Source organism: Desulfomonile tiedjei DSM 6799 (genome assembly GCF_000266945.1).
In the GTDB taxonomy this organism is placed as follows: Bacteria; Desulfobacterota; Desulfomonilia; order Desulfomonilales; family Desulfomonilaceae; genus Desulfomonile; species Desulfomonile tiedjei.
On record NC_018025.1, the window covers coordinates 5501912 to 5514861 of the forward strand.

A 12950-nucleotide genomic window follows, 5' to 3' on the forward strand; every position below is an offset into this window, starting at 1 on the left:
GAGAACAGCCCATAAAGGAGGCAGCATTATGCAGGATCTTGTGAATGCGATAGCAGACATGATGGAAAACGAGGCTATGGCTCTCACGAAAAAATACTTGGAAGACGGAGCATCTCCCCTGAAGGTTTTCGATGCGTACAAGGATGCTCTGATAATCATCGGAAAACGTTTCGAGCAGGGGACTTACTTTGTACCCGAGTTGATTTTGTCGGGAGAGATGATGAAGCAGGCCTCGGAGATCATCAAACCGTACATGACGGGCATCCAGGAAACTAACGAAAAACCGAAAATTGGCAAGTTTCTTCTCGGGACGGTCGAAGGGGATATCCACGACATAGGCAAGGACATGGTCCATATGCTCATGGAAATCAATGGGTTCGAAGTGAGAGATCTCGGTGTCGATGTTCCGGCACAGCGTTTTTGGGATGAATACAAGGAATTCCAGCCGGACATTATCGGAATGAGCGGTCTGCTGACACTGGCATACGATTCCATGAAAGTAGTGGTAGACGGGCTAAAAGACATGGGCGTACGGGATCGGGTCAAGGTGATCATTGGTGGCGGCCAAGTGGATGAGCACGCCGGGAAATACGTGGAGGCAGACGCTTGGGTCACAGACGCCGTGGCCGGTGTAAACTACGCTCTCAAGTGGGTACAAGCCGAATCATAGGGAAGGAGGAGAGTCATGGATGCAGCTTGGGAGAAGATGTCCTCAAGTCAAAGACAGGAAGCCTTCCTGGCAAAATGGGCTTCTGGAGAGGGAATAGAGTTCGTCAGCGATGAGGCCAAGGCTTCATACCAGTATCGTGCCGGACTCATCAAGGATGCCGTCACGCTAAAAAAGACTCCAGATAGAGTCCCAATAGTGCCGCTGGCCACTTTTGCGCCGGTCAAGCTGTATGGTTATTCTGCAAAACAGGCCATGTACGATCCCCATATCCTCGGAAAGGTTTGTCTTGCTTACAGCAAGGACTACGACGTTGACGCGACGATGATTCCGCCCATGGTAATGCACGGCCCAGCCTTAGAGGCGCTGAACTACAATCTCTACAAATGGCCGGGACACGGTATCACCGACGAGCAGGGCTACCAGTTCCTTGAAAAGGAATACATGAAAGCCGAGGAATACGATCACCTCATCGCAGACCCTACGGACTACTGGTTGCGCGTTTGGTTGCCTCGGACCCACAACTCTTTGAAACCCTTCGCCGAATTGCCACCGCTGTACGGTACCATGGAACTGCCTATGGCCGGACCGTGGCTTTGCACTCTGGGTGCTCCTCCAATCCAAGAAGCATTCAAATCACTTTTAGAGGCAGGCAGAATCAGCTTTGAGTGGATTCAGGCATTGGGGCCGTATCTTGGCCAGATATTGGGCTCAGGTTATCCGATGTACGCCGGTGGCGCCACCAAGGCTCCTTTTGACGTGCTGGGCGACTCCTTTAGAGGCACTGCGCAGTTGATGATGGATCTATACCGAAGGCCTGAGAAAGTGCTGGAGGCGGTAGACAGGATTGTGCCCCTGATGATCACTATGGGCGTGGGAGGAGCCTTGGCGAACAACAATCCGTTGATTTTTATCCCTCTGCACAAAGGGGCCGATGGCTTTATGTCGAACGAACAGTTCAAGAAGTTCTATTGGCCGAGTCTGAAAAAGGTAATTATTGGTTTGGCTGAAAACGGATGTGTGCCCTGCTGCTTCGTGGAGGGAGCATATAACCAGCGGTTGGAATATTTGGCCGAGGTTCCAGAGGGCCAATGCGTCTTTCTCTTTGACAGAACCGATATGGCCAAGACCAGAGAAGTGTTGGGTGGGAAATCATGCATCGGAGGAGGGTTCCCGGTTTCTCTGATCATCGCCGGGAATGCGCAACAGGTGGAAGACGAGACCAAGAGATTGCTGGATGTGGCCGCTGGTGACGGAGGTTACATTCTCAGCATCGGGTGCGCCATGGACGAGGCCCGAGAACACACACTCAAAGCGTTTATTCAGACTGGAAAGAGATACGGCAAGTATTAGGATTTGCCTCGTGTTCGCCTGTCTACCGATGGAACAGGAGAAAATGCAGTGATCTCCTGCAGTGCGTTCGACTGCAGGAGACTGTTGGAGAGAAACGCTCAAATACTCTCCAACGTGCCGAGCGGACCGACAAGTGCCTGGCATGCTTACACAAATGTTGGGCCTCAGCCCTGGAAACCGACACATTTCATCGGCGTGAAGCACGCCCCCCAATGGATGGAGAAATACTCGGAGAGGGAACTTGAGATGAATAACCCACAACAGTTGTTGCAAGAGCGGGAAAAACGCATCCAAGACGCGACTGCTCTCAAAAAAACCGATCAGGTCCCAATTGCCTGCATGTGGGACTTTTTCCCGGCAAAGTGGAAGGGTGTCACCGTGAAAGAGGTGATGTACAACCCACAGCTCATGTTCGATTTGTGGGTGGAATGCATGGAACACTTCAAGCCCGATCAAGGCGACAACCCGTATGCCCTTCGCGGTTTTGGCAGAGTGCTGGATATACTGGATTTTCAACATCTCAAATGGGCCGGGCACGGCGTAGGAGAGAACCAGTCCTATCAGTTTGTAGAGCTGGAGGCTATGAAAGCGGACGAGTACGATCATTTCCTTTTCGATCCCTCAGATTTCATGGTGCGACGATTCTGGCCGAGAGTCTACAAAGCTTTTGCTCCTTTTGAAAAACTGCCCCCACTAAATCAGGTAATTTCGTACTTTTGGGGCCTCTACAATGGCGTCTTTCTTCTCTCCCCGGAGATGGAAGAAGCCCGAACGGCCATGATCGAAGCCGGGAAAGCGTCTGCTGAATTACTGAAATGGATGACCGCCTATGGCAAGAAAATGGCGGAGTTGGGTTTTCCTCCTTCTTCCGGTGGATACAGCCAGGTGCCGTTCGATACATTGGGCGATGTCTTCCGGGGGACCAAAGGCGTCATGATGGATTTGTACAGGCGTCCGGACAAAGTGATGGCCGCATGCGAAAAGCTGCTGCCCATCATGATTGATTCGGCCATTGCCTCCGTGAAACGTTCCGGAGTGCCAAGAGTCTTTATCCCTTTGCATAAGGGTCTCGATGGCTTTTTGTCTCCCCAACAATTCAACAAGTTCTATTGGCCGCATATGAAAGAACTTCTCGAGGCACTCATCCGGGAAGGCATTACTCCATGGGTTCTCGCCGAGGGCGTGTGTAATACCAGGCTTGATGCTTTTCGCGATGTCACCCCGGGCAAGGTAATCTACCATTTTGAAGGGACAGACATGTTCAAAGCCAAGGAGATGATGCGGGACCGTTGTTGCATCCGTGGCAACGTGCCGGCAAGCGTTCTGGCGGTAGGCACCCCGGATGACGTTAGATCTTACTGCAAAAAGCTTCTTGATGTGTGCGCACCCGATGGCGGCTTTATCATGGATGCATCATGCCCTCTGGCCGAGGCAAAGCCCGAAAATGTTCAAGCCATGTACGATTTCACTCGTGAATACACGGGCAATTGACTCTTTAGCGCGGCGGAGCGCGTGAGTCGTGATGCCGCCTGAAGAATATTCCTGTTTCCTTTCCAGTGCCGGGAAGACGTTAACCGTTTGGCACGCAACGCTTTACCGTTTCAAACAGTAAACCGCACGTGAGATGGTTCAGCCGGCTCAGACTTGTGCTCGAGCCGTTCGATTGAGAAACGCCGAAAGGCTGACGAATCGTTCGGTCGGAGCTATGGGAGGCGTTCCTCCAATAGTGGAGTAAATCTGAAAGGATGGAGTGCATGACTGACGATCTGCTACGAAAGCGAAAGCTTTACCTGATAATCGGTTTCCTCATGTCGCTGGTAATGGGTCTGGTTTACGCATGGTCGATTTTCGTGCTTCCCCTCGAGAAGCAATTCGGCTGGACAAGGGCCCAGACCCAGCTCACGTTTACTCTTGCTATTATGAGTTTCTGCGTGGGGATGATCTTCGGGGGCCGTCTCGCAGACCGCTTTGGCCCTCGAATCGTAGCAAGCGTAGGCGCCATTTTGTCGACAATAGGCTTCTTTTTGGCGTCGTACACAGAATCCCTGGGGATGCTCTATTTCTCCTATGGGATCCTAGTAGGTTTGGGAATCGGAATCGCGGATATCGTTGTGCTGTCCGCCGCGGCCCGGTGGTATCCGGACAAAAGAGGTTTAGCCATCGGAGCTATGGCGATGGGGTTCGGGCTGGCCGGTTTCTTCTTTGGCGGTCTGATGGGGCAATTCATTGGCTCTCTCGGTTGGCAATGGGCCTTCCGCACGCTTGCGTTGGCCAGCCTGGTGGTGCTCGTCGGTGGTGGACTCCTGATGCTCTACCCACCTACAGGGTGGGCTCCACCTCTGCCGGGCGGATCAACCGGAGGCGTTGCTCCTGCGCCGCTGAGGAACTTCGAGTGGTACGAAATGTTCAGGACTGCTCCATGGTGGCTGTGGTGGGTTTGGGACTTGGTTCTTTGTATCGCAGGAATGATGGTGCTCGCTCATGTGGTGCCTCTTGCCGTTGAAAAAGGCCTGGACAAGGCTCGAGCCGCATGGGCCATGGGGCTTTTCGCTCTCTTCAACGGTCTGGGGCGACTCCTCTTCGGTTGGCTATATGACCAATTGGGGCGCAACAAGACTATGGTTCTCAGCGCTGCGGTCATGGCATTCGGCGTGTTCGGGATACGTTATCTTACTCAGTTTATGGGATTTCCAGGTCTTTTCGTCTCCATCATGTGCACCGGTCTAGCATACGGGGGACTTCCGGTGATCAACAGCACGTTCATTGTGGGCTCCTACGGTCCTAAAAACGCGGGTCTCCACATTGGATTGGCTACTACTCCGCTGATGGTCGCAGTGTTCATCGGACCATACTTGGGTAGTTTCGTACAAATGTCTTTCGGCTATGATTTGACAATTGTTCTCGGAGGATTGGTGGCAGTACTCGGTGTCATTGTTGCCTTCTTTATCGGGGATGCCCAAAAGTTGTATCAGAAATCATGATGTCTCACCCTTCGCGGCGTCTCCGTCACGGCCGGGCTGTTGGGCCCGGCCCTTGCCTATTGCATGAGCCGGTCTTACGTGTAATGATTGGTTATCCAAGGGCTTTCAGAATCGAGTTTGAATAGTCATGCGTCAGCGAATTGATAAACACCGCTTTGAACCGGCGTACGCCCAGTTGGCATCAATCCTTCGCAACCAGATTGCAGAAGGTGTATATCCGCCGGGAGAGAAAATACCTTCCGAGTCCACTATCAGCAAGGAATACGGAGTCTCTCCAATGACAGTGCGCCAGGCTATCGGCGTATTGACCGAGCAGGGACTGCTGGACCGAATTCAGGGCTCCGGAACGTTTGTCAAGAAATTGAGCATTACCGAATCCCGCTTTGAATTGAACAGTCTTCGAGAGATCTTTCAGGATTCCGCGGGAACCCAGATTAAAGTTCTGCAACTCTCCCTCGGGAGAGCCGATGCGAGAACAGCGGAAAAGCTGGACCTGTCCGTGGGACAACGCGTTATTTTGATCCGCCGTATCCTGCTGCGTGCCGGTCGTCCGGTGATGTTCCACGAAGGGAACGTCCGATGCGATCCCACTCGGCCGGTGGTAGAGGCGGAACTGAGCATCGGACCTCTTTCAGAATTGTTTACAGGACACTGTGACGGTTCTGTGAAAAAAGGTGAACTGGAGTTGATCCCGACAGTCCTGGGTGAGACGGAAGCCGGCCTCCTGGGACATGCTCCGGGTACACCGGCTTTTCGTCTCGAGTATGTGGTGTATGACTTTGATAACGCTCCGTTTGGTTGGGGATGGTTTGTGGCCCCGCCGGAAGTTTTCAGGTTAAAGACGCATCTAGGGTTATGGGAATGATGTCGAAAGGCTGTGACGCTATGGTAAGCGAAAAAATTGAAGAGCCTTTGGCCCCGGAAATGGAAGAGCTGGCAACCCTCGTGGCGGAACTGAGAGAGCAGGAAGCCTTGTCTTCTATCGAGAGTTATCTCTCTGCAAACACTTCTCCCGAAGAGATATTGTCAGCGTGCGAGAAAGGTATGCGTTTGGTGGGATTGATGCACGAGGAGGGGCAGTATTTTATTTCCGGTCTCATTATGGCAGGCGAGATCATGCGCCAGGCCGTTGACCTTTTGCGACCCGTGATGATTAAAGAACGATCCGGAAGAAATCGTGGGCGAGTGCTGTTGGGAACCATCGAAGGAGACATCCATGACATCGGCAAGAATCTTTTCCGGGATCTTCTGGAGTGTCACGGTTTCACAGTCCTTGACCTGGGAGTAGATGTGTCGCCAGAGGAATTTCTTCGCGCAAAGGACGAATTCAAACCTCATCTGGTTGCCGTGTCCGTGCTCATCACCGACAGCTTTCCTCATTTGCAGAAACTGATCGGATTGTTCAAGGAAAGGTCTCTCGCCAGCCAGGACAGACCGGTAATCCTTATTGGCGGAGGCCAGGTAGACGAGATGGTCTTCAATATCACAGGGTCAGATTATTGGGCATCGGATGCATTTTCCGGGGTCTGCCTGTGCCAGAAGCTTATTCCGGAGTGAACACGTGGACTATGATGATGCCGATTTGCATTCAAAATCCCCCCATTCCCCCCTTTACGAAAGGGAGGTAAGAGGCAACATCTTGATTCCCCCCTTATTAAAGGGGGGTCAGGGGGGATTTTCGTTTGATTTGAAAGCAGATTGATATGAGGCTTCTGGAGAGCCTAGCAGCCTCTCGAACAGAATTGAGGATTCCCGGAGCTTCAGCTCGCAATTCTGAACAAAAGTACGAGAAAGGGTCCGAGTATGCAAACAGTCGTGCTCGCATGTCATACCATTCATGACGAGCTTGAAAAGGCCGCGCGTGAAACGAACTGCCATTATCCTTTTATCTGGGTGGAGTCAGGTCTTCATCTCAGGACTGAAGTGTTGCGCCGTCGACTGCAGGAGGAATTGGACAAGATCGATGGAGTGGATAGGGTCCTGTTTGGCTTCGGCTTCTGTGGGAACTCGGTTGTCGGTCTTACTCCAAGAAATTTCGAGCTCATTTTCCCCAAAGTCGATGACTGCATTACCTTGCTGCTGGGATCTTACGAAATGAGAAAACGATATACAGAACAGGGAGGCGTTTATTTTCTTACAAAAGGATGGCTTGAAGGGGAACTCAACATCTGGAAGGAATATCAGTCAGTCCTGGAAAGATTCGGGCCTGAAAAAACAGAAAGAATATTCCGGATCATGCTGTCTCATTACCGCTCGCTCGGACTCATTGACACCGGAGCGTACGATCTGGCCGGCCTTGTCCCCCATGTGGAGGAAATTGCAGCGACGCTCAATTTGGAGCACAGGATTTTGCCCGGTACTATCGACCGTCTCAAAAGCTTCCTTTCAGGCCCGTGGAATGAAGAGGATTACGTAATTATTCCACCTTTCACCACTATCGAGATATCTCATGTATGCACTGGTTCCACAGCCCCCATGCTCCAGGGTCTCACGTCATAGACATGTTCTTTCTCGGAACCGCTCTTCGTAATCAGCGATTACTTTGGGGAGTCAGTAAACAAACCTGGTGGCCCAAAGCGAGACCTCCCGTTCCGGCTCATGGATGAGCTCGGCGTCGCTTTAGGGCCATCCTTTTTTATTTATATATAGCAGATTGACACAATTTCTGTCCTTGAACACTCTACTATTTATCGCGATTGCCGAAAATTTTGACGTTTATCCCATGCTCCAACACAAGATACTGGTGGGGACCGGCGTCCCTGCCGGTCCATTCTATCGATATCATTGATCATATTGAAGATGTGCCGGCACGGAGGCACGGCACCCACCGATTTTCGAGAACCGCTTTTCGCAATCGGACAACCGACATTTACTAATATCCGTCGAAATAGCAGCAACGCTGCATTGCGTGAATGCGTTTCTAGAGCTTTTCAGAAAGCAGCATCGGGAGGGCTTGGTTTGCTACTACCGCGGTCACGTTTCTTCGTTGAAAAAGAGCGGCGACAAAAGTTATTTGCTATTGGCAAAGGGGAGTCTGGAAGATGCCTTATGAGGCATAAAAGAACTTCATGATAGTTACTTGCATACAATTTTCTGGAATAGCCCGTAAGCATGCGGGTAGTATCGGTTTTCTTTTTGGGGAAATGTGTCAGCGAAGTCAGGCTGCGCCGTCCGTAGCGGAGGAGATCCAACGGAGCCGGCAATCGATCGGCTTCCCGATCCTATAGGATTTTGCGTTCAAGATGCTAACTTCACTGACCTGCCCTGCAGGTCCGTGCTTTCGCCTTAATGAGAACTATCTTGATCGCAGTCCTTATTACTCGTATGAAAGCGCATTGGTGTCAGCCATCCCTGGTAAACGTTTTGATGCAGGCTCTATCTGTTTTCATGGACTACTCTTAGGGAGAAGAACGTGGACATAAAACTAATCGGGACCGTTGTCTTTGCAGTGATTGGATTGCTTGTCGGCCTGTTAGAGCCCATTGCCGCGCTGGCCCGCACTGGCAATCTGGTTGCTGCGACAATCATCATTTCCCTCGGATTATGGATTTTCCGACCGGGCAATATCCCTTACGCGGCCGGTTGTGCTGTTTTTCTCGCCGGATGTCTCATAGCCGGGTTGAAATATCCTGTGGTTATGAATGGGTACAGCAGTTCGGCCATCTGGGTTCTTATTCCTGCCCTGTTCTTCGGTTACGCCCTTCAGAAGACCGGGCTGGCGAAGCGGATAGTATATTGGACCCTCAAAAGCATCAAACCTACATACCTGACAATAATTTTGGCGTGGGTATTCGCAGGTGTAGTCCTATCACTTCTTACGCCTTCGGCCACGCTGCGCATACTAACTATGACACCCATCGCTTTGGGCACGGTCGAAGCATGCGGACTCAAATTCAGAAGTCGTGGAGGGAGCCTTATTTGTTTGACCGCTTTCGGGATGGCTCTTCTCCCGGGGACCGGCTGGTACACGGGCAGCTTGTGGGGACCGATCTTCATCGGTATGTTTCCTGCCGAGTTAAAAGTACTTGGAACTCCTGGTGCCTGGCTTCAAGCCAATGCTCCGTATTGGGCTGTCGTAACGTTGCTATACATTGTAGTGCTCAACATTTTGCTGAAACCGGAACAACCGTTAAAACTCGAACGCCATACATTCAGAGCGCAGTACGACGAGTTGGGTGGCATGTCTCGTGATGAACGGATAGTCATGGTTGTTCTGGTCGCAGCTTTCGCAATGTTTTTTACGGAAAACATCCACCACATACCAACTGTGCCTATCGCTTTGGCAGGTTTTTTCCTTCTAATAGCATTTGGTGTGATTAAAGCGCCCGACATCAACATTGGGGTAAACTGGGACATGATCCTTTTCTTGGGCGCACTTATCAGTCTTCCGGCAATTTCTGTAGAGTCCGGCATTGCGAAATGGATGGCCGGATTCCTGGATCCTTTCATATCTGCCTGGGCTGGAAGTCCGGTACTATTCCTGATTGTGTTCGCATTGATTTACTGGTTGATCCGTTTTGTCGATGTAAGCTGGGGACTTGCCACTGCAGCCTTGATGGCACCGATAATGGTTCCTCTGTACAATGATTTCGGGATACATCCGGTGATAATGGGCTTATTGTTTACCGTTGCAGGGGACAGTTTCTTCTTTTCCTATCAGCAGCCTTTTGTCGTGATGTCGGAATCGGTGACCAAAGGAGACGTGTGGAGTCCCCAGAATCTCAGCAAGGGAGGTCTTGCGTACGCTGCAGCTTGCCTTGCAGCGCTCTTGATTGTTGCACCGTACTGGAAAGCAATAAAATTTATCCCTTAGGAATACTGTTTGATACGGACTTGCGATCGAGATAGTTCTCATTAAGGCGAAAGCACGGACCTGCAGAGCAGGTCTGAGGCACCCAGAACCGCCATCAATCCCGGATACAGGGAGTGCCACTGACCAGCGCAAACAACCCCTGACTTCAAAGACAGGCGAAAATTGTCTAAAATTTTAGACTCGTGGGCAGAATTCGCGGAGCTAGCTTATGGAAACGAACGGATCAACAGGGGTCTTTTTCGGAATAGTGCTAATCGCCTTGTTCGCTATAAGCTTCCTCGCAGGAGATATCGCTGGAATCATAATAGAACGGCATTCTGCCCGAAAATGGCGAATCGCCGCCGAAAAAATGGGATTTGAGTTCGATGGCCGAAAGAGAAAGGCTCATTCTCTGTCCGAGATTTTTCTTCCGAAATTGCTCTTCCCGGAGGCTCAAGAAACAGCCTTTTCATTTTGCCAGATAATGAAATCCCTGAGCGGCCGATCGCAGAGGTTTAACATTTCCATCAACGATCTTACAGTCTGGGATTACCATACCAGAGGTCCGATAATTTATCGGTCTGTCGTCTGCATGATCAAGGGTTACGATTTCGAGATCATCGGCCCGATAGGACTCGTGAGAATCGGAAGCATCTTGTCTTATGGATTCGGTCAGGACAAGACCCTTAAAGAGTATACTCTGTCTGAAGAAGATGACTTTTCAACAACGTATAGAGTCTTTGGGCGCGGAGGTTCGTCGCTTTCGATTTTCACACAAGACCTTAGGCGATTCTGTATGGAACACAGGCGCGCAATTGACTGCCTCCTGATTAACGCAGAGGAGATGATTCTCGTGTGGACCAGCGACAGCCCCGAATATTTCCCTCACCTAGTCGATCTTGCCATGGGAATTGTCTCGCGGGTTTTGGGGCCGGCTCAACAGATTAACTAACAAGGCATCAGCCTGGCGACAAGTACGAAAGAGAGACCGCAAGAAAAAGACCTGCTAAGAAATTATAGTCAGTGCCAAAAATTCTGTCGTTTATCCCTCGTGTGAATTACAGGATATTGGTAGGGGCCGGCGTCCCTGCCGGTCCATTCTAGCGATATCATTGATCATATTGAAGATGTGCCGGCACGGAGGCACGGCACCCACCAATATTCCTAAATCTTCAATCGGACACTAATTTTGGCAACTGTTATGCGTTTTTGCTGCTTAATAAAAGCTGAGGTTATGGCCAAAAGCCACTGTCTCCGGAGACACGGATTTTCCCGAGGCAAAATCGTTCTATGACAGACTGCAAATTCGGCGGTTGCCCTGGAATAGTTTGGCAGGGCATTTCCAGGATGCTTCCCAGGGCAACCGCGTCATCAGCGTGCCTTGAACTGCCGCACAGCGGATCGGCAAATTGGAGATATCGTGCGGCTGTTGCCGATCAGAGCTATTTGAAGACGCCAAAAGCGAATATAAATACGATGAGTAAGGCAACTCCCAATGCTAGTGAATAAGTGATCAGCTTCTTTTCTACAGGCAGGAGGTCGAACCATTCTTCCTCTAAACCCGATTGTTGCGTGGGAGATGTCGTCGACATCTGAGAGTCCTTTGTCTGTGACATTGTTGTCTCCTTTTCACAGAATCCGTTATATCGACATTATTGGGCTAGTGGCGGTGTTATGCCGTGGTAGAAGAGCCAGGAAATGAAAAGACCGACCCAGAGGATAAAGGCAAAGAGAGCAATCGCGTAAACCCACACGATACGCCCCATACCCTCTGCCCACAATTTGCGGACATTGGTGATCAAACCTATGGAGAAGAAACAGAGAGCAAAGAATAGGGTCCTCAACAAGTTGGCGTGACCGGCTCCGGTTTTAGCAGCTTTTACCGCACCGGGATAAGCTAAGCCGATTACCAGCAGTATCAGGAGCGTTGCAGCGAATCCGATGACAAACTTGGGAAAGCGATGCCAAATCTCTATTGCGGAAACGGGCGCGCACGCCTCGCCATCGACCGCAGGTCTTCGAGTGTCGAGTCCGCAAACCGTCCATATCACGGCAAGAATGAATGCCCATACCCCAATGAAAATGTCGATGAAAACCTTGGTTGTCGTAGCCGCCATCAACATCCAGCCCTTTTCCCATTTGATGCCCAGCTCAATAGCGGCTTTATTGAGGATCAAGGAGTCTACCAATTGCCCGCTCGCGACTGCACCGCCGTCACTTTTAACCGCCAATCCCATCCAGGCGCCGGCTACCATCGGTTCGTTGTACAGAAGTTGAGTGGCCAACGGTGGCAGCAAGAGCAGTTCTACTGCCACAAAAACAATGATAACTGCAGACAAGATAACGGGAACCACGGGGCGAGCGCGAATGGCTCCGCCCGTCGCAATTGCAGCGGACACTCCACAAATGGATATGCCGGATGCCAAAGGAGCAGCCCATTCGGGCGTGAATTTGAACCATTTTCGAGAGATGAAATACACAACCGGCCAGTAAATCAGATAGGCTTCCACAACCGCACAGATCCCGCGGACAATGACCGTTCCTGCCAATCCAGCGGCTTCAACGGTTTTTATACCGATGGCTGCTCCTAGAATGACAATACCGGTCTTGATGAACCATTCGGGTTTGGCCGCTTCTTCCAGGAATTTGGCTAAAGGTAGGACAAAATTCCCGATCACGAGACCGAGAATCATGGCGAGAATAAACCCCATTTCCCCCAATCCCAGTGACCATGCAATTTTGAATGCAGCTCTCTTGTCCGGAGTAGCTGCAATGTAAGCGTTATTCCCCAGGATCATGCAAAAAAATACAATCCAGTAAATGATGGTAAATCCGATAATGTACTTTTTCACATTGCCGCCCATCCCAATAACGCCGACGGTAGTAATAGCCAATATGAAAAAGAAGGTCAGCAAACTCGATGTGAGACCGGACATTCCTTTGTATCCGGCTGAGACCGGGGCCGCAGATTTGGCAAAATCTATCCAGACCGGGGTTTTGACCACCCATCCCAGGATATCCAGGTTGACAATCGGCCCCAGTCCCAGCAGGAACACAAAGCCGCCTAACCAGACCGCCCACCAGTCCTCACTTTTCATGACGCTTTTCTGTTGATAGAGAGCACTCCCTTGTTCAACCATGTCCAACTCCTTTTATT

11 protein-coding genes are annotated in these 12950 nt (G+C 50.9%); 9 read left to right on the plus strand and 2 right to left on the minus strand.

Features of this window, described 5'->3' with window-relative positions:
• Positions 1–28 precede the first annotated feature (28 nt).
• From DESTI_RS23640 to DESTI_RS23680, 9 genes are all read left to right on the plus strand, one after another.
• Entirely contained in the window at positions 29–670 is a 642-nt protein-coding gene (locus DESTI_RS23640; protein ID WP_014812497.1) for a cobalamin B12-binding domain-containing protein, read from the plus strand.
• Positions 671–685: 15 nt separating this feature from the next.
• A complete protein-coding gene (locus tag DESTI_RS23645; protein ID WP_014812498.1) occupies positions 686–2020 on the plus strand; it encodes a uroporphyrinogen decarboxylase family protein in 1335 nt (444 codons plus the stop codon).
• A gap of 48 nt (positions 2021–2068) precedes the next feature.
• A complete protein-coding gene (locus DESTI_RS23650) occupies positions 2069–3511 on the plus strand; it encodes a uroporphyrinogen decarboxylase family protein (RefSeq protein ID WP_014812499.1) in 1443 nt (480 codons plus the stop codon).
• A gap of 263 nt (positions 3512–3774) precedes the next feature.
• Complete coding sequence (locus tag DESTI_RS23655) at positions 3775–5001, plus strand: MFS transporter (RefSeq protein ID WP_014812500.1); 1227 nt, start codon at positions 3775–3777, stop codon at positions 4999–5001.
• 127 nt (positions 5002–5128) lie between these two features.
• On the plus strand, positions 5129–5866 hold the full coding sequence (locus DESTI_RS23660) for a GntR family transcriptional regulator (RefSeq protein ID WP_014812501.1): 738 nt from the start codon (positions 5129–5131) through the stop codon (positions 5864–5866).
• Positions 5867–5886: 20 nt separating this feature from the next.
• A complete protein-coding gene (locus tag DESTI_RS23665; RefSeq protein WP_169316393.1) occupies positions 5887–6558 on the plus strand; it encodes a cobalamin B12-binding domain-containing protein in 672 nt (223 codons plus the stop codon).
• Between the two features lie 246 nt (positions 6559–6804).
• The gene (locus tag DESTI_RS23670; RefSeq protein ID WP_014812503.1) at positions 6805–7500 is read left to right on the plus strand and encodes a DUF1638 domain-containing protein; all 696 of its coding nucleotides are present in this window, start codon (positions 6805–6807) and stop codon (positions 7498–7500) included.
• A gap of 913 nt (positions 7501–8413) precedes the next feature.
• Positions 8414–9814, plus strand: coding sequence for an SLC13 family permease (locus tag DESTI_RS23675; RefSeq protein WP_014812504.1), 1401 nt, complete (start codon positions 8414–8416; stop codon positions 9812–9814).
• A gap of 208 nt (positions 9815–10022) precedes the next feature.
• Positions 10023–10745 (plus strand): hypothetical protein, encoded by a 723-nt coding sequence (locus DESTI_RS23680; RefSeq protein ID WP_014812505.1) that lies wholly within the window; start codon positions 10023–10025, stop codon positions 10743–10745.
• A 490-nt stretch (positions 10746–11235) separates the two neighbouring features.
• Here the strand turns inward: DESTI_RS23680 and DESTI_RS30990 are convergent, their stop codons facing one another.
• Together DESTI_RS30990 and DESTI_RS23685 are read right to left on the minus strand one after the other, a co-directional pair.
• On the minus strand, positions 11236–11409 hold the full coding sequence (locus DESTI_RS30990; RefSeq protein ID WP_014812506.1) for a hypothetical protein: 174 nt from the start codon (positions 11407–11409) through the stop codon (positions 11236–11238).
• 36 nt (positions 11410–11445) lie between these two features.
• Entirely contained in the window at positions 11446–12933 is a 1488-nt protein-coding gene (locus tag DESTI_RS23685; RefSeq protein ID WP_014812507.1) for a putative sulfate exporter family transporter, read from the minus strand.
• Positions 12934–12950: the final 17 nt, after the last annotated feature.

Excerpts from the sequence above, each read along its gene's own strand:
- DESTI_RS23640 (WP_014812497.1), top strand. The coding sequence starts at position 29 with ATGCAGGATCTTGTGAATGCGATAGCAGACATGATGGAAAACGAGGCT.
- DESTI_RS23645 (WP_014812498.1), top strand. The coding sequence starts at position 686 with ATGGATGCAGCTTGGGAGAAGATGTCCTCAAGTCAAAGACAGGAAGCC.
- DESTI_RS23655 (WP_014812500.1), top strand. The coding sequence starts at position 3,775 with ATGACTGACGATCTGCTACGAAAGCGAAAGCTTTACCTGATAATCGGT.
- DESTI_RS23660 (WP_014812501.1), top strand. The coding sequence starts at position 5,129 with ATGCGTCAGCGAATTGATAAACACCGCTTTGAACCGGCGTACGCCCAG.
- DESTI_RS23665 (WP_169316393.1), top strand. The coding sequence starts at position 5,887 with ATGGTAAGCGAAAAAATTGAAGAGCCTTTGGCCCCGGAAATGGAAGAG.
- DESTI_RS23670 (WP_014812503.1), top strand. The coding sequence starts at position 6,805 with ATGCAAACAGTCGTGCTCGCATGTCATACCATTCATGACGAGCTTGAA.
- DESTI_RS23680 (WP_014812505.1), top strand. The coding sequence starts at position 10,023 with ATGGAAACGAACGGATCAACAGGGGTCTTTTTCGGAATAGTGCTAATC.
- DESTI_RS30990 (WP_014812506.1), bottom strand. The coding sequence starts at position 11,409 with ATGTCACAGACAAAGGACTCTCAGATGTCGACGACATCTCCCACGCAA.
- DESTI_RS23685 (WP_014812507.1), bottom strand. The coding sequence starts at position 12,933 with ATGGTTGAACAAGGGAGTGCTCTCTATCAACAGAAAAGCGTCATGAAA.